This window comes from Sphingomonas sp. MM-1, assembly GCF_000347675.2.
Classification (GTDB): Bacteria; Pseudomonadota; Alphaproteobacteria; order Sphingomonadales; family Sphingomonadaceae; genus Sphingomonas_E; species Sphingomonas_E fennica.
Map to the genome: position 1 here is coordinate 3,425,905 of NC_020561.1, position 20,444 is coordinate 3,446,348.

Consider the following 20,444-nt stretch of genomic DNA (forward strand, 5'->3'; position numbering starts at 1 on the left):
CGACGGAGAGACGGATGCGCAAAGCGATGCTGGCGCTGCTGGGGCTGGCCACGGTGGCCGCCGCGCCGCCGCCCGTGCCCTTCACCAACCTGGCACCGGCCTTCGACGCATTCGAGGCGCGCACCGCAGGCATGGACCCCGCCCGGCGGGTGGCGGAATTCCGCGCCACCTTCGATCGGCTGGCGCCGGGGCTCTACACGGCCCGGGATCCCGCGAAGCTCGACCGGCGGATCGCGGCGGCGCTGGCGGAGTTTCCCGCGATCCGCACGGCCTATCGGCAGGTGGAGCGCGAATTTCCGGCGACTCTTGCGGGATCGGTGGCGCGGTTCCGCAAGGTCTTCCCCGATTTCGTGCCGCCGCTGCCCATATACCTGACCCATCAGCTGGGCGTGCGTGACGGCGGATCGGATTATGTGAACGGGCGCAAGGTGATGCTGTTCGGCGCCGATATGATCGCGCGGCTGCATAATGACGATTCGCTGCCGACCTTCCTCGATCATGAGCTGTTCCATCTCGAACATGCCCGGCATTTCGACGATTGCGACCAGCTATGGTGCGTGCTGTGGCAGGAAGGGCTGGCGACCCATGTCGCGGCCACGCTGACGCCCGGCGCCAGCGATCACCAGTTGCTGCTGGACCAGCCGGCGCCGAACCGCGCGCCGACCGACGCGCGCTGGGGAGAGGCCTTGTGCTTCGTCGCCACCCGCTTCGACGCGGTGGACGGCGGCGACATCGATGCCGTGTTCACCGGCGGCGCCCAGGCGGCGGGGCTGCCATCGCGCTTCGGCTATTATGTCGGCCTGCGCATCGCCGAACAGGCGGGACGCGAACGGAGCCTGGCGGCGCTCGACCGGCTGGACAATGAGGCCGCCCGGCCCGTGGCGGCGGGCGCGCTCGCCAGCCTGATCGCGGAAGCCCATGCCCCCTGCTCCCCGCCGGCCGCCACCGGCCCGATCACCCGGACGGCGCCGCGCCCGGCCTAGCGGGTCGGCTTACGGCACGGAATCCGGATGCCGTCCGGTCCTAGCCCTGCCGGCGGGCCATGAAGGCGAGGCGTTCGAACAGCATCACGTCCTGCTCGTTCTTCAGCAGCGCGCCGTGGAGGGGCGGGATCGCCTTGCGGGCGTCCTTGGACTGGAGGACGTCCAGCGGCATATCCTCGGCCAGCAGCAGCTTCAGCCAGTCGAGCAGCTCGCTGGTCGACGGCTTCTTCTTGAGGCCCGGCACGTCGCGCACCTCGTAGAAGATGTCCATCGCGCGGGAGACCAGTATCTTCTGGATGCCGGGGAAGTGGACGTCGACGATCGCCTGCATCGTCTCCCGATCCGGGAACTTGATATAGTGGAAGAAGCAGCGGCGCAGGAAGGCGTCCGGCAGATCCTTCTCGTTGTTCGATGTGATGACGACGATCGGGCGCTCCCGCGCGGCGATCGTCTCTCCCGTCTCATAGACGTCGAAGCTCATCCGATCGAGTTCCTGCAACAGGTCGTTCGGGAATTCGATATCGGCCTTGTCGATCTCGTCGATCAGCAGCACGGGCAGCTGCGGGGAGGTGAAGGCCTCCCACAATTTGCCCTTGCGGATATAGTTGGAAATCTCGTGGACGCGCGGATCGCCGAGCTGGCCGTCGCGCAGGCGGGCGACGGCATCATATTCGTAAAGGCCCTGATGCGCCTTGGTGGTGGATTTCACGTGCCACTGGATCAGCGGCGCGCCGGTGGCTTTGGCGATCTCATGCGCCAGCACGGTCTTGCCGGTGCCGGGTTCGCCCTTCACCAGCAGCGGGCGGCGGAGCGTGACCGCGGCATTGACGGCGACCTTCAGGTCGTCGGTCGCGACATAATCCTTCGTGCCTTCGAAACGCACCCCGCCACTCCCTTGCCGTTCGCGTCAAGCCGGTCCAGCGATAGGGGGCGTGGCGCGGGCTGGCAAGCCGCCGCGTTTTGCGCAGGCGTTCAGCCCCGAAGCTCCGCAAGCCACGCGGGCAGATCGCCCAGCGCCGCCAGCTCGCGATAGCGGGGATGATCGGTCGGGGCGTCGGCCGCCTCATGCGCCCAGACGAGGGGGTAGGGGATCAGCGCGGCGTGGGCGCCGGCCGCCAGCGCGGGCAGGACATCCGATTTCACCGAATTGCCGGCCATCAGCGCGTCTTCCGCCCGGCCGCCATGGCGGGCGAAGGCGCGGGCATAATGATCGGCCGTTTTCTCGCTGACGATCTCGACGCCGTGGAACAGGCTGCCGAGGCCGGATGCCGCCAGCTTCTGTTCCTGATGGAACAGATCGCCCTTGGTGATGAGGACGAGGCGATGGTCGGCCGCCAGCGTCTCCAGGGCCTCGCGCACGCCGGGCAGCGGATCGACGGGATGGGCCATCATCTCCCGCCCGGCGGCGACGATCTCCGCGATCACGGCCGTGGGGGCCGCGTTGCCGCTGATTTCCAGCGCGGTTTCCAGCATCGACAAAGTGAAGCCCTTGGCGCCGTAGCCGTAAAGCGCGAGGTTGCGCCTCTCCACCTCGGCCAGCCGGGCTTCCACCGTCTCCGCATCGGCGAAATCGGCGAGCAGGGCGTTGAAGCGCTGGTGGGTGAGGCGGAAGATCGTCTCATTATGCCAGAGCGTGTCATCCGCATCGAGGCCGACGAGGGTGATCGCCATCGCGGCTATTCCACGCCTTCGAACTGGAGGCGGGCAAGCCGGGCGTAAAGCCCGCCATTGGCCGCCAGCGCATCATGGCTGCCCTGTTCGACGATCCGGCCGCGTTCCATCACCACGATGCGATCGGCGGCGCGCACGGTGGCGAGGCGGTGCGCGATCACGATGGTGGTGCGATCGCGCATCAGCCGGTCCAGCGCCGTCTGCACGAGCCGTTCGGATTCGGCATCGAGGGCGGAGGTCGCCTCGTCCAGCAGCAGCAGCGGCGCATCGCGCAACAGCGCGCGGGCGATGGCGAGGCGCTGGCGCTGGCCGCCGGAAAGGCGCGCGCCGCCTTCGCCCATGAAGGTATCGAGGCCCTGCGGCAAGGCACGGAGGAATTCGGCGGCGTTGGCGGCCTCGGCCGCCGCCCACAGCGCCGCATCGTCCGCGTCCCAGCGGCCGTAGCGCAGATTGTCGCGCGCGGATGCGGCGAAGATCACCGTTTCCTGCGGCACCATGGCGATGCGGGCGCGGACGTCCTTGGGATCAGCATCGGTGAGCGCCACGCCGTCCATCCGCACGCTGCCGCCTTCGGGATCGTAGAAGCGCTGGGCGAGCTGGAACAGGGTGGACTTGCCGGCGCCCGACGGGCCGACCACGGCGACCATCTCGCCGGGCTGGATGGCAAGGGTGAAATCGTCGAGCGCCTTCACCTCCGGGCGGGTGGGATAGCGGAAGGTGACGTGATCGAAGGCAAGCGCGCCGCGTGCCGGCAGGGGCAGCGGCACCGGATGGGGCGGCGGCGCGATATCGGGCACCTCGGCCAACAGCTCGGCCAGCCGGCTGGCGGCGCCCGCGCCGCGCAGCAGATCGCCATAGACTTCGGTGAGCGCGCCGAAGGCGCTCGCCACGATCGCGCCCGAAAGCATGAAGGCCGCCAGCGATCCGCCCGAAAGGCGGCCCGAGGCGACGTCCACCGCGCCCTGCCACATCACCATGGTGATCGATCCGAAGACGAGCAGGATCACGATCGCCGTCATCACCGCGCGCAGCGTGATGCGCCGGCGCGCCGTGCCGAAGGCGCTTTCCACCGCCGCCGTGAAGCGGCCGCTCTCGCGGTCCTCCTGGCCGAAGGCCTGCACGATCTTCATCGCGCCCAGCGTCTCGGACGTCATCGCGCCGACATCGGCGATGCGATCCTGGCTGGACCGCGAAACCGCCCGCAGCCGCCGGCCGAGGATCACGATCGGGGCGATCACCAGCGGAATGCCCAGCAGCAGCATGGCCGTGAGCTTCGGCGCGAGGGTGAAGAGATAGAGGATGCCGCCGATCCCCAGCACGAGGTTGCGCAGGGCGACCGATGCGGTGGTGCCGACGATCTGTTCGATGATCGTGGTGTCCGACGTCAGGCGTGAGGCGATTTCCGCCGGCCGGTTCTCCTCGAAGAAACGGGGGGCGAGGGTCAGCAGGTTGCGATGCACGGCCGCCCGGATATCGGCCACCACCCGCTCGCCCAGCCACGACACGAAATAGAATCGCATCGCCGTCGCCAGCGCCAGCACGACGACGATCATCAGCAGGTAGCGGAAATAAGGCGATACCTCCCCGCCGCCGGCGATGAAGCCCTTGTCGATGATCCGCTGCAGCCGCTGGGGAATCGCCAGCGTCGCGCCGGCGGCCGCCACCAGCGCCAGCCCGGCCGCCGCGATGTGGCCGGGATAGCGGATGGCGAAGCGCCAGATGAGGCCGAGATTTCCGAGCTTGCGATCGGCGGGCGGGGCGGTTTGCTGGTCGGCCATGCGCGCCCGACTAGCAGGACGCCGCACCCTGCTCAACGGGGCGGAATGCCGCAGGCGACGGCGACCGGGGCCATGCTGCATTGCACCGTCGCGAAGTTTGGGCGTAAGCTGCCGTCAAGTCTTTTCCGGGATTCTGTATCTGATGTTGTACAACGCCTATGAAATGCAGCGCACCCTGCTGGCGGGCGCAAGCTCGCTCGCCAATATGGGGGCGGAATGGATGCAGAATCCGGCCAATCCCTTGTCCTACACGGCTTTCGGACCGGTGATGGCATCGGGGCTGGATGTCTTTGCCCATGCCGCCGCGCCGCGCGGCAAGCCCGCCTTCGGCTTCACCAGCACGATCGTGGACGGCAAGACGGTGCCGGTTTCGGAAGAGATCGTGCTGCGCAAGCCGTTCGGCCAGCTCAAGCATTTCGCGCGCAAGGGCGTGAAGGGCGGGCGCAAGCTGCTGATCGTGGCGCCGATGTCCGGCCACTATGCCACGCTGCTGCGCGGCACCGTGGAACGGATGCTGCCGGACCATGACGTCTACATCACCGACTGGCGCGACGCGAAGATGGTGCCGTTGTCGGAAGGGTTGTTCGACCTCGACGACTATGTCGATTATATCGTGGAATTCCTGGAGCATATCGGCCCCGGCGCGCATATGCTGGCGGTCTGCCAGCCTTCGGTGCCCTGCTATGCCGCCGCCTGCCTGATGTCGGAGGACGATAATCCCGCCCGGCCGCGCACGCTGACGATGATGGGCGGGCCGATCGACACGCGCAAGGCGCCGACGGAGGTGAACACCGTCGCTACGCAACGGCCGCATAGCTGGTTCGAGCAGAATGTGATCGTGACGGTGCCCTTTTATTATCCGGGCGCCGGGCGGCGGGTCTATCCCGGCTTCCTCCAGCTCACCGGCTTCATGGCGATGAACCTCGGCAACCACCTGATCAGCCACTGGACGATGTTCAAGCATCTGGTGGACGGCGATGGCGACAGCGCGGACGCGACCAAGGCCTTCTACGACGAATATCGTTCCGTCTGCGACATGGATGCCGAATTCTACCTGCAGACGATCGATGTCGTGTTCCAGGACCATGCCCTGCCGGACGGGCGGATGATGCACCGGGGCCGCAAGGTCGATCCCGCCGCGATGAAGGATATCGCGGTGCTGGCCGTGGAAGGCGAGCGGGACGATATTTCCGGCATCGGCCAGACCAAGGCCGCGCTCACCATCTCCACCGGCCTGCCGGACGCGCTGAAGAAATATTATATGGCCGAGGGCGTCGGCCATTACGGCATCTTCAACGGCCGGCGCTGGCGGGAGATCATCGCACCGGTGGTCATCGACTGGATGGCCGCGCATGACGATCGCGCCTGATCGCCGCGCCCCGTTGAGCGGGCGCGCCTGATGGGGCGGGGCCGCACCGGCATCGGCGCGCTTCTGCCGCCGGCCATCGCCGTCGCCTGCCTGTTGGCGCCGGTGCCGGCGGAGGCATCCCGCCCGGCCCGGATCGATCCGCCGGCCGCGGGCGGCGAGCCCGGCCGGGAGCAGGGGCTGACGGCGGCGGTTGCCCGCTTGCAGCAGGGCGATTGCGCGGGGGCGCTGGCGATCCTCGATCCGCTTGTCGCGGACACGACCGGCAGGCAGCGCAACGCCGTGCAGATCCTGCGCATCTCCTGCCTGGGGCCGGTGGGGCGGGGCGACGAGATTCCGGGCATCTACAAGGAAATGGCGGCGTCGGAGCCGGACAATCCATCGGTGCGCGCGGTGGGCGTGTTCGTCGCCGCGCAGCAGGACGACATGCCCGAGGCCGCCCGCCGGCTGACGGCGCTGGCCGAACAGGCGCCCGACGGCCTGGGTTCGATCAACGGCGTGCTGGCGCGCGGCATCCTGCAGGATCTGGGGGAGCGGCACGATCTTGCCGGCCGCAAGCGCCTGTTCGTGGCGCTGGCGCGGGCCGACTGGCAGCCGGCGGACGAGCCGGACATGCGGGAAAGCGTGGCGCAGGGCGCGATAGAGGCGCTGCTGGCCGATCGGCGGCTGCCCGAGGCCGAGGCGTTTTTGCCGCGCATCGCCATGCCCGAAATCCTCGTCACCATGGCGACCGAACGGCTTTACGAGCCGCTCTGGCCGGCGATCGAGGCGCGGCTGGGCGATCATTCGGGGCTGGCGATCGATCGCTTCGCGCTGGGCCGGCTGGAAGCCTTCACCCGCAGCGAGAATGACGATCGCACGCGCCGCGACGCCATCCGCGCCTTCATCCTGCTCGGCCGCTATCCGGAAGCGATCGAGCTTGGCGAGAAGGTGGCCGTGGTCGACGGCATGAGCGACGATGCGGTGGCGAGCGTGCGCTACCACGCGCAGGCGCTGGCCGCCGAAGGCGACCGGGCGGGCGCGATCGAGCGGCTGCGGCCGTTCACGACGATCGATCCCGCGAAGACACCGTCCAGCGTTTCCGGCCTCGTCGGCCTGGCGGAGCTGCTGGATGAGGCGGCCCGGCCGGCGGAGGCGCTGGCGGTGGCGCGCGCCGCCCAGGCATCCAGCGGCGATACGATCAGCAAATGGGGCCGCGCCTGGCTGCGGCGGACGGAGGTATGCGCGCTTTCCACCATGGGGCGCGAGGGCGAGGCGAAGCCGATCGCCGACGGGCTGATCGCCGGTTCCGCCGACAATGAGGCCGCCGCCATCGAGGCGCTGCTCTGCGCCGGCCGCGCCGACGATGCCGCGAAGATCGCGGTGGCCACCCTCGCCACCCCGGACGGCACGGCCGCCATCGCCGACCAGTTCCAGCCGGACGAGGCGATCTGGGCGCCGGCGGGATCGCGGCTGCGCGGGCTCTGGGTGGCCTTCCTCACCCGGACGGACGTGAAGGCCGCGTTCGACAGGAGCGCGCGCATCCTGCCCAGGCGCCTGTGGCCGGCGCGGACGCCGCGGCCCATCCCGCGCCGCGGCACGGACGAACCCTCGACACTCACCTGAGGACCATGACCGAAAAAAGCACCCCGCGCCTTTCCGCGCGGATCGAACGCTGGCCGGTGGCGGGCGCCTTCACCATCGCGCGCGGCGCCAAGACCCATGTCGATGTCGTCATTGCCGAGATCGCGGCGGACGGCCATGTCGGCCGGGGCGAGGCGACCGCCATTTATTATCACGGCGAAAGCGCGGAGAGCGTGGCGGCGCAGGTGATGGCGGCGGCGGACGCGATCGAGGCGGGCGCCGATCGCGCGGCGATCCAGATGCTGATGCCGCGCGGCGCGGCGCGCAACGCGGTGGATGCGGCGCTGTGGGATCTGGAAGCGCGGATGACCGGCAGGCCCGCATGGGCGATCGCCGGGCTGGCGCCGCCCGCGCCGCTGCTGACCGCCTACACCATCTCGCTCGGCGAACCGGCGCGGATGGAGGCGGACGCCCGCGCGGCGGCGGACCGGCATCCGCTGCTCAAGCTCAAGCTGGCGGGCGAGGGCGATCTGGACCGGGTGGCGGCGGTGCGGCGGGGGGCGCCCGCGGCCCGGCTGATCGTGGACGCCAACGAAGCCTGGACCGGGCGGGACGTGGTGGCGGAAGCGGCCGCCCTGCTGCCTTATGGCGTGGAGCTGATCGAGCAGCCGGTGAAGGCGGGGGAGGATGCGCTGCTGGACGGCATCCGTTCCCCGATCCCGCTCTGCGCGGATGAAAGCTGCCAGGATCGCGCCGATCTGGCGCGGTGCATCGGCCGCTATCAGGCGGTGAACATCAAGCTGGACAAGGCGGGCGGCCTCACCGAGGCGCTGGCGCTGACCGCCGAAGCGCGCGCGGCGGGGCTGGAGATCATGGTGGGCTGCATGCTTTCCACCTCGCTCGGCATCGCGCCGGCCTTCCTCGCGGCGCAGGGCGCGCGCTGGGTGGACCTGGACGGGCCATTGCTGCTGGCGAAGGATCGCGCGCCGGGCTTCGTCTTCACCGGCGGCACGATGCATCCGCCGGCGCAGGGATATTGGGGCTGATCGCAACGACGGCGAACTGGCGAGAGGTGCCGGAAGGCGCTATCGGAGGCTCATGACAATCAACAGGCATTTCGGGGCGTTGCTGGGCCTTTCCCTGCTGCTTGCGGGCTGCGGCGGGGCGCCACGGATGCGCATCGTGCAGACCGGCGCGCTGCCGGCGGCGTCCGGGGCGGGCTTCCGGCTGGATCAGGCCGGCGACCTTGGCGACACGGTGGCCGGATGCCTTGCCGGCATGGGCTTCCGCGCGGACGATGCCCATCCAGCCTATCTCGCGCAGGTCGCGTTTTCGGATCGATCGGCCGGCACCAACCTGTTCATCCACGAGGCGGCGACGCCCGATGCCGGGGCTGAGGCGGTGAACGGCCGCTGGGCCGATGCGCCCAGCCGCGACCGACGGCACCGGAACGCCACGCTTTCCTTCAGCATCACCGACATCGCCGCCGCGCGCGAAATCTATCATGTCGCCGTGATCCGGCCGCACGGGCGGAAGGAAGGGGGCGATCCGCGCGCCGGCATGGCCGGGGCGCTGTGCGAGGCGATGGCTGGAAAGGCGGCGGGGGAGGCGGCGCCCGTCACGCCGTCCTGACGCCGTCCCGTCAGGTCAGCGGGATCATCACATGGGCGGCATAGCCGGGCCGTTCGCGCAGCCGGGCATACCAGTCCTCGACATGGGGCATGGCGGGACGTTCGATATCCAGGGCGAACCAGCTATGGGCATAGACGCCCATCGGCACGTCGCCCACGCCGAAATTGTCGCCCGACAGCCAGGGGCGATCGGCCAGCGCCTGATTGAGGATCGCCATCATCGTCGCCGTGGCCTCGGCCGATCGGGCGATCGCGGCCGCATCCCGTTCTTCCGGCGAATGGCGGACGAGGTTGAGGAAGGCATCCCGCTGGGCATCGGCATAGCCGAACTGCCAGTCCATCCACTTGTCGCCCCGGGCGCGGGCGGCGGGATCGGCCGGCCATAGCGTCCCTTCGCCATATCTGGCGGCCAGATAGCGGAGGATGGCGTTCGATTCCCATAGCACCAGCCCGTCATCCTCGATGGTGGGGATGAGGGCGTTGGGATTCATCTCCCGATAGCTGTCGGTGATGCCGAAGGCGCCGCCGATATTCAGGCGGACAAAGGGGCGGCCGATCTCCTCGGCGAACCAGACCACCTTCTTCACATTGTGGGAATTGGGCCTTCCCCAGATCGTCAGCATCGGGTCAGCTCCGATAATCGGCGTTGATCGCGATGTAACCATGGGTGAGATCGCAGGTCCAGACCGTGGCGCGCCCGTCCCCCAGGCCAAGCTCCACGCCGATCTCGATTTCCTGCCCCTTCAGGTGGGCGGCGACGGGCGCTTCGTCATAGCCTTCCACCGCCAGCCCGTCGCGGGCGACCTGGGTGGCGCCGAAGCGGATGGCCAGCCGGTCGCGCTCGGCCGGCTCGCCCGCCTTGCCCACCGCCATGACGACGCGGCCCCAATTGGCGTCCTCCCCGGCGATGGCGGTCTTCACCAGCGGGGAGTTGGCGATGGAAAGCGCGATGCGCCGCGCGCTTTCGTCGGAAACCGCGCCTTCCACGGTGATGCCGATGAACTTGGACGCGCCCTCGCCATCGCGCACGACGAGCTGGGCGAGCTGGGTGCAGAGATCGGTGAGCGCCGCCTGGAAGGCATCGGCCCCGGCATCGTCGAACGAAGCGAGCGGCGTGTTGCCCGCCTTGGCCGTAGCGAAGGCCAGCACGGTATCCGACGTGGAGGTATCGCCATCCACGGTGATGCAGGAGAAGCTGCGGCCGTTGGCGGCGTTCAGCATCTGCTGGAGGAAGGCGGGTTCGATCGCGGCATCGGTGAAGATGAAGCCGAGCATGGTCGCCATGTCCGGCGCGATCATGCCGGAACCCTTGATGATGCCGACGAGATCGACGGTGCGATCGCCGATCACGACGCGCGTCGCGGCGGCCTTGGGGAAGGTATCCGTCGTCATGATCGTGGCGGCGGCTTCCTCCCACGACGCTTCCGGCGCGGCGAGCGCGGCATCGATCCCGGCCTCGGCCTTGTCGATGGGCAGCGGCACGCCGATCACGCCGGTGGAGGCGACGAACACGTCCGAGGGCGCGCAGCCGATCGCGCCCGCCACCCTGGCGGCGATCGCCTCCACCGCCGCGCGGCCGCGATGGCCGGTGAAGGCGTTGGAATTGCCGGCATTCACCACCAGCGCCCTGGCGCGGCCCAGCGGCAGCGCGGCGCGGCACCATTCGACCTCGGGCGAAGGGCAGAGGCTCTTCGTCGTCACGCCGGCCACCGCCGTGCCCTCGTCCAGCGCCACGAAGGTGAGGTCGCAGCGGTCCCACGCCTTGTATCGCGCGCGGGCCACCGCCGGGCGGACGCCGGCGATCGACGGCAGGAGGGGGAAGGCGGCGGGGGCGAGGGGCGATTTTTCCATGGGCGCGCCATAATGCGAGTCCGCCTGCGATAGAAGGGCGCTCATTGCCATTGGCCGTCGCCTTGGTAGGGAGTGGCGGGAATGTTCGGGGGGACACGGATTTGCTGTCATTGCTGTTGACGATGTCGGGCGCCGTCGCGCTGGTGGCGGTGGAACCAAAAGAGGTTGGCGATACCCTGACCTGGGTGACGACCGAGGATTATCCGTTCGAAGCCCTGCGCGCGGGGATGGAGGGGATGACGGCCGTCCAGCTTAGAATTTCGGCCGAGGGGCGGCCTTCCGGCTGCGCGGTCACCGTATCCAGCGGCCACAAGCTGCTGGACGATACCACCTGCAATCTGCTGCTGCTGCGCGGCCGGTTCGAACCGGCCAGGGATCAGATGGGGCAGCCGGTTTCATCGGTCTATTCGCGGCGTGTCCGCTGGCAGCTGCCAAAAGATGATGAGGGGGAGCGAATCAAGCTGGGGGCTCCCCAGCCTTATTCGTTCATCTACGAATATGACGTTTCCGAAGCGGGATTGATCGAGAATTGCAAGGTGGCGTGGGGAAGCGGTGCCGCACCGGGCGCCGATCCCTGCGGCGGATCCGAGAGGGTGCGCATGGAGCCGTTCCGGGATGCGGCGGGCAAGCCCGTGCGCAAACATGTTACCTTCCGCAATTCGCTGACGGTGGAGGATGCCGTGGAGACCGGGGGCGGGGCGGCGTCGGCCGAGGCTGAACGCGGCAGCCCGGCGCCGCGCTGAAGTAATATCGAAGTAGCGCTTCGTTGCGCGAAGGACGGCCTGTCCTTTCGATTTCGGTTGGACGGACGGGCCGGGAGCACCTATGTGGTGCGCTTCGCAACTATGGGATCGTCCTTGCAGCTTCTGCTTTTCCTCTCCGCGCTGTTGAGCGGCCTGACCGGGGTGATCTCCGGCGATCGGGTGGCTGCGCCGTCGAGCCTGGAGCGCGCCAGCGCCGAGGTGACGGTGATCGCGGAGGAATTGGCCGAGGCCGCCGTCCGGGCGCCCGTCGTCCTGGCGGCCGTCGCCGCGCTCGCGACGATTCTGTCCGTGCGCGCTTTCGCGATCGTCACGGCCCCCGCGCCCGATCCCTTCCGCGTGAGCGAGCGCCGGCGCGAATAACGCGCCCGGCGTCGACGGCCGGCGCGCTGGCGCGGCCGTTCCCCGGTTTCATGCGCCGAAAGGCGCCTCGGGCCGGCCCTTCCGGCCCCGCATCTGCCAATTTCAACGAACAGGAATCACCATGCTGGGCGGACTCGCCAAGGCCATTTTCGGATCGTCCAACGACCGTTACGTGAAGTCGCTGCGTTCCATCGTCGCGAAGATCAACGCGCTGGAGCCCCAGATTTCCGCGCTGGACGATGAAGCGCTGAAGAACCAGACGGTGGTGCTGAAAGGCCGCCTCGCCGCCGGCGAGACGCTGGACGATATCCTGCCCGAAGCCTTCGCCACCGTGCGTGAGGCGGCCAAGCGCGTGCTCGGCCAGCGGCATTATGACGTGCAGTTGATCGGCGGCATCGTCCTCCATCGCGGCGAGATCGCCGAGATGCGGACGGGCGAGGGCAAGACGCTGGTGGCGACGCTCGCCACCTATCTGAACGCGCTGGACGGCAAGGGCGTCCATGTCGTCACCGTCAACGACTATCTCGCCAGCCGTGATGCCGAGTGGATGGGCCAGGTCTATCGCTTCCTGGGGCTGAGCGTGGGCGTGATCGTGCCCAACCTTTCTGACCAGCAGCGGCGCGATGCCTATGCGGCGGACATCACCTACGGCACGAACAACGAATTCGGTTTCGATTATCTGCGCGACAACATGAAATATGATCGCGGGATGATGGTGCAGCGGCCCTTCGCCTACGCCATCGTCGACGAGGTCGATTCGATCCTGATCGACGAGGCGCGCACGCCGCTGATCATCTCCGGCCCGACCGACGACAAGTCCGAGCTTTATCTGGCCGTCGACGCCATCGTGAAGCAGGTGACGCCGGAGGATTACGAGCTCGACGAGAAGCAGAAATCGGTGACGCTCACCGAGGACGGCACCGAGCGGATCGAGCGGCTGCTGGAAGCGGCGGGGCTGCTGGAAGGCGCCAACCTTTACGATTTCGAGAATACGCAGGTCGTCCACCACCTGAACCAGGCGCTGCGCGCCAACGTCGTGTTCAAGCGCGATACCGACTATATCGTGAAGGACGGCAAGGTCGTCATCATCGACGAGTTCACCGGCCGCATGATGGACGGGCGCCGTTGGTCCGACGGGCTCCACCAGGCGGTGGAAGCCAAGGAAGGCGTGAAGATCGAGCCGGAGAACCAGACGCTCGCCTCGATCACCTTCCAGAATTATTTCCGCATGTATCCCAAGCTGGGCGGCATGACCGGCACCGCCGCCACCGAGGCGGGCGAATTCTACCAGATCTACAAGATGAACGTCGTCACGATCCCGACGAACCTGCCGGTTCGCCGCATCGACCAGGACGACGAATTCTACAAGAACATCACCGACAAGTTCGGCGCCATCACCAAGGCGATCCGCGAGGCGGCGGAGCGTGGCCAGCCGGTGCTGGTGGGCACCGTCTCGATCGAGAAGTCGGAGCTGCTTTCCGAATATCTCAAGAAGGAAGGCGTCGACCACAAGGTGCTGAACGCCCGTTATCACGAGCAGGAAGCCCATATCGTCGCCCAGGCCGGGCGGCTGAAGGCGGTGACGATCGCCACCAACATGGCGGGCCGCGGCACCGACATCCAGCTGGGCGGCAACCTGGAATTCCGCATGCTGGACGAGCATCCGGACCTGGTGGAAGGCACGCCTGAATATGAGGCGAAGGCGGCCGAGATCCGCACCGAGATCGCGGCGGAGAAGGAAGCCGTGCTGGCGGCCGGCGGCCTGTTCGTGCTCGGCACCGAACGGCATGAGAGCCGCCGCATCGACAACCAGCTGCGCGGCCGTTCGGGCCGCCAGGGCGATCCGGGCCTTTCGCGCTTCTACCTGAGCCTGGACGACGACCTGCTGCGCATCTTCGGCCCGCAGACGATGTTCGCCAAGATGATGAACAAGAACCTCGCCGATGGCGAGGCGATCATCAGCCCGTGGATATCGAAGGCGATCGAGACCGCACAGAAGAAGGTCGAGGCGCGCAACTACGACATCCGCAAGCAGGTCGTCGAATATGACGACGTGATGAACGACCAGCGCAAGGTGGTCTATGAGCAGCGCGCCGACATCATGGACGCCGAGACGGTGGACGATGTCGTCGCCGACATGCGCGCCGAGACGGTGAACGCGATCGTCGCCGATGCCTGCCCGCCCAATTCCTATCCCGAGCAGTGGGACCTCGCCGGCCTGAAGGCGCGCGTTGCCGAGCTGCTGGGCCTGGAGCCGCCGATCGACGACTGGCTGAAGGAAGAGGCGGTCGAGCCGGAGATGGTGAACGAGCGGCTGCAGGCTCTCGCCGAGGAGCGGATCGCCGAGCGTTTCGCCACGGTCGAGCCGGAAACCCGCCGCAGCGTCGAGAAGAGCGTGCTGCTCCAGTCGCTCGACCATCATTGGAAGGAGCATCTCGCGACGCTCGATGCGCTCCGCGCGGTGATCCACCTGCGCGCCTATGCGCAGAAGACGCCGATCAACGAATATAAGCAGGAAGCCTTCGCGCTGTTCGAACGGATGCTGGTGGCCATCCGCGAGGACGTGACCCGCATGCTGAGCCATGTGCAGTTTGGCGCGCCGCCGGAGCTGCCGCCGATGCCGGACTTCATCACCAGCCATATCGATCCGTTCACAGGCGAGGACGATACCCGCGATATCGATGCGGGGGCGCTCGGCCTGGTGACGACGCGCATCGCGCCGCTTTCCATCGCCACCGCATCGGCGGCGGACGAGCTGGGCAGCGATCCGGCGGACTGGGAAGGCAAGATCAGCCGCAACGCGCCCTGCCCCTGCGGATCGGGGCAGAAATATAAGCACTGCCACGGCGCCTTCTGATCGCAGCGGCGGTGGGCCCGGCGGGGAGGGGCGGCGGAGTGTCCGCCCCGTCCCCGCGCGCACCGCGCTTTCCCCGCGCTGGATGGATGCCCGATGGCGGCGGGCCCGCCTGTGGCTGCGTGTCGGATGCTGTGCCTAAAAAGCGGGCAGATGTCGACGAGCGGGCAAATCCGGCGGGAGCGCCGGAATTCCAGGATATCGCTGCGATTCGCTTTATGCTGCATTGCAGCATCTGCACCCATATTGGGCAATGGGTGCGTAGAAAAATCTACCTCACGATACGCAAACTCATGTTTCTGATTTGCTGATACCGAGATCATGGGGCAGAATGGGGTGAGATTGCATATTTTGCAACCATGGCTCGTAGTTTTGCACTTGCGTAATATCGTTCGCGGACGCAAAAAGGACGGGCCTTTCAGGCATCCTCTCCTAAAAACTTCAAAGGCCGGCCCTTGGGTCGGCCTCTTTTTTTGCCCGCTGCCGGAGATGGAGTCGCCTGCCGCGCGCGGCCCGCGGCCTCAGCAGGCGTCCGATGCCGAAGCGTCGTCGGTCGCCAGGGCGACGAGGAGCGGCCAGTAATCGTTGGCGCGCAGCGGCTCGACAAGCTCGAGCCCGGCCTTGAAGCCTTCGCGCCAGATCAGCCGGGCCGGCAATAATTGCCCCTCGATCAATTCGATGCGGATATCGCTGTGGCTGGAAAGCGAGGCGAGGCTGTCGATCACCATGCCATGGCGGGAGATATTGCAGAGCGTGGCGGCCATCGGCGCCTCGCCGGCGACATGCAGGATGGCCTGCGCGATCACATCATGCCGCATGCTTCGTCTGGTCGCTTCCGACATTCCGTTGCCCCGCAATTCGCCGGCCCTCGATGCCGATTATCGCGCGAGGAGGTGAAATCTGCGTAAACCCCGGCAGGGTGGGGGGCTGTTTCGGAAAGCTGGCGGCAATGGGGCGTCCGGCAATGCACCTTTCCGATGAGGTGGGCATGGCGGCCATAGCCGTTGGCGGACACCAGCTCAGCTATCATCCGAACCGGTTTTAGGGTCCCCTCCAAGCCGAGAGTCGCTCGCGTCGACGGATCACACCTCCGATATCACGGATCGAACGCCTCTCTTCTGTTATCGGGCTGGTCAACGACCGATCATCGGCGAGTCAGACCGCAACCGGTCCGGCCCCGTCGGCATTGCGGACATAGCTCTGCACGCATACCCCATCGTCACCCGGACTTGTTCCGGGGTCCATGGTGCCGCAGACATTGGCGTTGATGATCGAGCGCCAGCCTTGCGTCTACATTCTCGCCAGCAGCTTCAACGGCACGCTGTATGTCGGCGTAACGTCCGATCTTCTGCGCCGCATCGCCCGGCATCGCGACGGCATGTTCGATGGCTTCACCAAGCGATATGGGGTGAAATATCTCGTCTACTGGGGAGCGTTTGGCACGATGGAAGCCGCGATCCTGCGCGAAAAGCAGATCAAGCGCTGGCGAAGGGACTGGAAACGGAATCTGATCGAACGGGATAATCCGTCTTGGCATGATCTGGCGGTGCCGCTCGGGCTTGAGCCGCTGGCGCCATCACCTGCTTGACGGCGGACCCCGGAACAAGCCCGGGGTGACGATAGGTCCGTCCCACCTCCGACCGCGCGACCCTATTTTCTGTCGCCGGCAGCCGATGGTCGCCGCTTCGGAATTCCTTCGCCTCATCAGCCGAGGCGTGAAGCGGTCGGCAATTCCATCCGTTGGGAAATCCATCTAACGGGGCGGGGCAATCGGGAAATCTGAAAAAGGGGCCGGGCAATGACGATCGAAACCCTGTCGAGCAATCGCAGCTTCGGCGGTATCCAGAGCGTGCATCGCCATGCCTCGGCCGAAACCGGCACCGACATGGTCTTTTCCGTCTTCCTGCCGCCGCAGGCGATCGCCGGGGAGAAGCGGCCGGTGGTGTGGTATCTTTCGGGCCTCACCTGCACCCATGCCAATGTCACCGAGAAGGGGGAATATCGGCGGGTCTGCGCGGAACTGGGCCTGATCTTCGTCGCGCCCGATACGTCCCCACGCGGGGAAAGCGTGCCGGACGATCCCGACGGCGCCTATGATTTCGGGCTGGGCGCGGGCTTCTATGTCGATGCGACCGAGGCGCCCTTCGCCGCCAATTATCGCATGCGCAGCTATGTCGAGCGCGAGTTGCCGGGGCTCATTGCCGGGCATTTCCCCGCGGACATGGGGGCGCAGGCGATCATGGGGCATTCGATGGGCGGCCATGGCGCGCTGACCATCGGGCTCCGCAATCCGGCCGCCTATCGCAGCATTTCCGCTTTCGCGCCGATCGCCTCGCCCATGCGCTGCCCCTGGGGCGAGAAGGCGCTGGGCGGCTATCTGGGACCGGATCGTGCGCGCTGGCGGGATTATGACGCGACGGCCCTGATCGAGGACGGCGCGCGCGTCGATGCGCTGCTGGTGGACCAGGGCGAGGCGGACGCTTTCCTGGAAACCCAGCTCAAGCCCGAGCTGCTGGCCGAGGCGTGCGATCGCGCCGGCATCCCGCTGACGCTACGGATGCAGCCGGGCTATGACCACAGCTATTATTTCATCTCCACCTTCATGGAGGATCATCTGCGCTGGCACGCCCGGCGCCTTGGCTGAAATAGCCCTATGCCCCCTCCCGCAATGGGAAGGGGGCATGGGCGCAGGCGCGATCAGATGCCGCTGGGCCGCCGTTCGCCGATGACCTTGACGGCGAAGTCCATGGCGGGCCCCGGCGTGGGCGCGGTCTTGGTCTTCAACTCGTAGTTCGGATGCGGCAGGGCGAGATCGAGCCGGTGGAAGATCCGGGCGATGCTCATCGCCATCAGCACCTCGGCCAGGCCCTGGCCCAGGCAGGAATGCGGGCCGCGCCCGAAGGGGGAATAGGCGCCCTTCTGGAGATGCTCCGCGCGGGGGCGCTGATAGCGATCCACATCGAACTTGTTCACATCCGGGAAGAATTCCTCCATGAAGTGCGGCACGCTGGTGCCGATATAGATCATCTCGTCCTTGGGGATGGTGTAGCCCGCATATTCGAAATCGAAATTGGCGACGCGCATCTGGGCCACGGCGATCGGCCACAGCCGCATGGCTTCCATCACCGCGCCGTTGATGACCGGCAGCTTGCGGATATCGTCCTCGTTCAGCGTTTCCTTGGCGAACAGCTCGTCCGCCTCGGCCTGGACGCGGGCCAGCACCTCGGGATTCTTGAGGACGCCGTAGATGCAGGCGGCCATGGTGTTGGCGGCGGTATCGAGCCCGGCGACATAGGGGCCGGTGACGGTGAGGATCAGGTTCTGATCCGGCATGATATCCTTGTCGTCCAAATTGGCGCGGATGATGTCCGTGATCAGGTTCTTGGGCGCGGTGCCGTCCGCCACCTTCCGCTGGAAATCGGCGATCATGGTGTGGCCGAGCTCCTCCACCCGGCGGCGCGCCTTACGGAAGCGGGGATCGTGCAGCATGATCTTCGGCCGCTGGCGCGTGACCAGCACGTTCAGGATGGTGAGGATCGCGAAGCGAATATCCTCGACATAATCGAGCGGCGCCTGGCCGGTCAGGATCATGCCGAGCTGCTCGACGATCATATATTGGATCGCGGAGACGACCGGCAGCCGGGAGCCCACCTGCCAGCGGCGCGCGATCGCGCTGTCGGTGATGCGGACCAGATCGTCATACTGGCCGTGCACCGCCTCGCGCGAGAAGCCCTGGCGCATCAGCGTGCGGAGGCGGACATGGCGTTCGCCGTCCACGCCGTTGATCACCTCGGTCGCGCCATATTCGTCGGCGACGCCCTGGTTATATTCCTTCGACCGCAGGGCATCGCGGCCCTCCCGCGTCGTCATGAACAGGGCGGATTCGGGGCCCGCGATCACGATGGATTCGCGGCCGAACACCTTCACCTTGAAGACGGAGCCATATTCGCGATAGCAGCGCAGGAAGAAGGCGGCGGGGTCCTTCGCCATTTCCAGCGTGTTGCCGAGGAAGGGCACGACCGAGACAAGGGGGATCTCGCTCGCCGGACGCGCAAGCGAAGGATCGCTCGTTTCCGGCGCCATTGGTCTTTCGAGTAGCGTGGCCAAGACAACCTCCTGTCTATCCGGCCGGTGCCGGCCCGCCCCGGCGCCACCGGCGGCGGCATGGGGCGAACCGGCGATATCGGCCCGATCAGGGCATCAGCAGATGCTCCACGAACATCGCCGCTTCCTTCGGGAAGGGCGGGTAGAACATCGGCGCGCCCTGTGCGGGATCCAGCGCATCCTCCACGACCGCGCGGCCGTTCGAGAATTCCTGGAAGCCGGCCTTGCCGCCCAGCCGGCCGATGCCGCTGTGGTTCGATCCGCCGAAGGGCAGGGTGGGGATGTTCGCCTGGATCGCCGCATTGTTGACGGCGGCCGAGCCCGAACGGGTATGATCGATATACCAGTCGGCGGTCTCGCGATCCTGGGTGAAGACATAGAGGCCGAGCGGCTTGGGCCGCTTGGCGATCTCCTTCACCGCTTCCTCGCGGGTGGAGAAGCTGTGGACGGTCAGCACCGGGCCGAACACTTCCTCCTGGAAGATCTCCATATCCTCGGTCACATTGTCGAGGATGGTGGGCGAAACGAACCGGGTCGCCGGGTCCACCTCGCCGCCCATCAGCACGCGCGCGCCCTTGGACACGGCATCGTCGATCAGCGCCTTGATGCGGAGCGTGTGGCGCTCGTTGACGATGCGCGGCAGATCCTCCGAGCTTTTGAAGCCATCGCCGTTCGGATTGTAGAAGGCGGTGATCTTCTCCTTCAGCTTGTCCACATAGGCATCCTTGATGCTTTCGTGGACCAGCAGATAATCGGGGCACAGGCAGACCTGGCCGGCGATCAGGTGGCGGACGAAGGCGATCTTGGACCCGGCATCCTCCAGATCGGCATCGCGTTCGATCACGGCGGGGTTCTTGCCGCCCATTTCCAGCGTGACGCCGGCGAAATGGCGGGCGGCGGCTTCCATCACCAGCCGGCCGACGCGGTTGTTGCCGACATAGCAGATGTGGTTGAACGGCAGCTTCAGCAGCGCCTGCGCCACTTCCGGGCCGCCGGTGATGACGGCCACGTCATCCGCGAGGCCGGCCTTCTCGATCACCTGGCGCACCATCTCGGCGGAAAGCGGTGCCACCTCGGACGGCTTCAGCACCACGGCGTTGCCGGCGGCGATCATGCTGATGAGCGGGGAGAGGCTGATGAGCACTGGGGAGTTCCAGGTGGACAGGTGCAGCACCACGCCCTTGGGTTCCCAGTGGATATAGGCCTTGCGCCCCTGGAGCATCGGCACGTCCTCGACGGCCTCGTTGCCCATCCAGCTTTCCAGCCGCTCGCAGAAGAAGTTGATCTCCTCCTTCAGCGGGATGAGGTGGAGCTTGCCGTCCATGCCCAGCTCGTCATGGCCGGCCTGGCCGATTTCGGCGCGCAGTTCGTAGACGGCCTGGTAGAGTGCGCGCAGCTTGGCGATGCGTTCGACGGCGGTGGTGCGGGCCAGCGCGGGGGCGCGGGCCTGCAGCCTGTCGAAGACGTCCTGATAGGGATTGGCTTCGGCGACGGGGGAATATTGGTTCATCTCGGCCAA

General features: G+C 67.1%; 18 protein-coding genes. 10 read left to right on the top strand and 8 right to left on the bottom strand.

What is annotated here, in order from left to right:
* Positions 1 to 14: 14 nt before the first annotated feature.
* Positions 15 to 983: a hypothetical protein gene (locus G432_RS16335; protein ID WP_015459925.1), complete on the top strand. Its 969-nt coding sequence runs from the start codon at positions 15 to 17 to the stop codon at positions 981 to 983.
* Positions 984 to 1,023: 40 nt separating this feature from the next.
* Here the strand turns inward: G432_RS16335 and G432_RS16340 are convergent, their stop codons facing one another.
* The 3 genes from G432_RS16340 to G432_RS16350 form a co-directional block, all read right to left on the bottom strand.
* Complete coding sequence (locus G432_RS16340) at positions 1,024 to 1,866, bottom strand: AAA family ATPase (RefSeq protein ID WP_015459926.1); 843 nt, start codon at positions 1,864 to 1,866, stop codon at positions 1,024 to 1,026.
* An 89-nt stretch (positions 1,867 to 1,955) separates the two neighbouring features.
* The gene (locus G432_RS16345) at positions 1,956 to 2,654 is read right to left on the bottom strand and encodes an HAD family hydrolase (protein WP_015459927.1); all 699 of its coding nucleotides are present in this window, start codon (positions 2,652 to 2,654) and stop codon (positions 1,956 to 1,958) included.
* Positions 2,655 to 2,659: 5 nt separating this feature from the next.
* Positions 2,660 to 4,432: an ABC transporter transmembrane domain-containing protein gene (locus tag G432_RS16350; protein ID WP_015459928.1), complete on the bottom strand. Its 1,773-nt coding sequence runs from the start codon at positions 4,430 to 4,432 to the stop codon at positions 2,660 to 2,662.
* 142 nt (positions 4,433 to 4,574) lie between these two features.
* On the opposite strand from G432_RS16350, the gene G432_RS16355 reads away from it, so the two are divergent.
* The 4 genes from G432_RS16355 to G432_RS16370 are packed head-to-tail and all read left to right on the top strand — an operon-like array spanning position 4,575 to position 8,993.
* Entirely contained in the window at positions 4,575 to 5,801 is a 1,227-nt protein-coding gene (locus G432_RS16355; protein WP_015459929.1) for a polyhydroxyalkanoate depolymerase, read from the top strand.
* Between the two features lie 30 nt (positions 5,802 to 5,831).
* A complete protein-coding gene (locus tag G432_RS16360) occupies positions 5,832 to 7,403 on the top strand; it encodes a hypothetical protein (RefSeq protein WP_015459930.1) in 1,572 nt (523 codons plus the stop codon).
* Positions 7,404 to 7,408: 5 nt separating this feature from the next.
* Complete coding sequence (dgcA, locus tag G432_RS16365; RefSeq protein ID WP_015459931.1) at positions 7,409 to 8,407, top strand: N-acetyl-D-Glu racemase DgcA; 999 nt, start codon at positions 7,409 to 7,411, stop codon at positions 8,405 to 8,407.
* 52 nt (positions 8,408 to 8,459) lie between these two features.
* Complete coding sequence (locus tag G432_RS16370) at positions 8,460 to 8,993, top strand: hypothetical protein (protein ID WP_015459932.1); 534 nt, start codon at positions 8,460 to 8,462, stop codon at positions 8,991 to 8,993.
* Between the two features lie 10 nt (positions 8,994 to 9,003).
* On the opposite strand, the gene G432_RS16375 is transcribed toward G432_RS16370, so the two are convergent.
* Both G432_RS16375 and argJ read right to left on the bottom strand, forming a co-directional pair.
* Positions 9,004 to 9,615 carry a glutathione S-transferase family protein gene (locus G432_RS16375; RefSeq protein WP_015459933.1) on the bottom strand — a complete coding sequence of 204 codons (612 nt, stop codon included), beginning with the start codon at positions 9,613 to 9,615 and terminating at the stop codon, positions 9,004 to 9,006.
* 4 nt (positions 9,616 to 9,619) lie between these two features.
* The gene (argJ, locus tag G432_RS16380; RefSeq protein WP_041865499.1) at positions 9,620 to 10,843 is read right to left on the bottom strand and encodes a bifunctional glutamate N-acetyltransferase/amino-acid acetyltransferase ArgJ; all 1,224 of its coding nucleotides are present in this window, start codon (positions 10,841 to 10,843) and stop codon (positions 9,620 to 9,622) included.
* 110 nt (positions 10,844 to 10,953) lie between these two features.
* Between argJ and G432_RS16385 the strand changes: the two genes are divergently transcribed.
* From G432_RS16385 to secA, 3 genes are all read left to right on the top strand, one after another.
* Positions 10,954 to 11,586 carry an energy transducer TonB gene (locus tag G432_RS16385; protein WP_015459935.1) on the top strand — a complete coding sequence of 211 codons (633 nt, stop codon included), beginning with the start codon at positions 10,954 to 10,956 and terminating at the stop codon, positions 11,584 to 11,586.
* A gap of 114 nt (positions 11,587 to 11,700) precedes the next feature.
* Positions 11,701 to 11,967, top strand: a complete 267-nt coding sequence (locus G432_RS23790) for a hypothetical protein (protein ID WP_015459936.1) — start codon at positions 11,701 to 11,703, stop codon at positions 11,965 to 11,967.
* Positions 11,968 to 12,088: 121 nt separating this feature from the next.
* A complete protein-coding gene (gene secA, locus G432_RS16395) occupies positions 12,089 to 14,824 on the top strand; it encodes a preprotein translocase subunit SecA (RefSeq protein WP_015459937.1) in 2,736 nt (911 codons plus the stop codon).
* Positions 14,825 to 15,342: 518 nt separating this feature from the next.
* On the opposite strand, the gene G432_RS16400 is transcribed toward secA, so the two are convergent.
* Positions 15,343 to 15,639, bottom strand: coding sequence for a PilZ domain-containing protein (locus G432_RS16400; protein WP_015459938.1), 297 nt, complete (start codon positions 15,637 to 15,639; stop codon positions 15,343 to 15,345).
* A 425-nt stretch (positions 15,640 to 16,064) separates the two neighbouring features.
* On the opposite strand from G432_RS16400, the gene G432_RS16405 reads away from it, so the two are divergent.
* Entirely contained in the window at positions 16,065 to 16,409 is a 345-nt protein-coding gene (locus G432_RS16405) for a GIY-YIG nuclease family protein (protein ID WP_187294009.1), read from the top strand.
* A gap of 210 nt (positions 16,410 to 16,619) precedes the next feature.
* Positions 16,620 to 17,465: an S-formylglutathione hydrolase gene (fghA, locus tag G432_RS16410; RefSeq protein WP_015459940.1), complete on the top strand. Its 846-nt coding sequence runs from the start codon at positions 16,620 to 16,622 to the stop codon at positions 17,463 to 17,465.
* A gap of 53 nt (positions 17,466 to 17,518) precedes the next feature.
* Here fghA and G432_RS16415 read toward each other — a convergent pair whose 3' ends face one another.
* Together G432_RS16415 and G432_RS16420 are read right to left on the bottom strand one after the other, a co-directional pair.
* A complete protein-coding gene (locus tag G432_RS16415; RefSeq protein ID WP_015459941.1) occupies positions 17,519 to 18,928 on the bottom strand; it encodes a cytochrome P450 in 1,410 nt (469 codons plus the stop codon).
* Between the two features lie 85 nt (positions 18,929 to 19,013).
* On the bottom strand, positions 19,014 to 20,435 hold the full coding sequence (locus G432_RS16420; protein ID WP_015459942.1) for an aldehyde dehydrogenase family protein: 1,422 nt from the start codon (positions 20,433 to 20,435) through the stop codon (positions 19,014 to 19,016).
* Positions 20,436 to 20,444 lie beyond the last annotated feature (9 nt).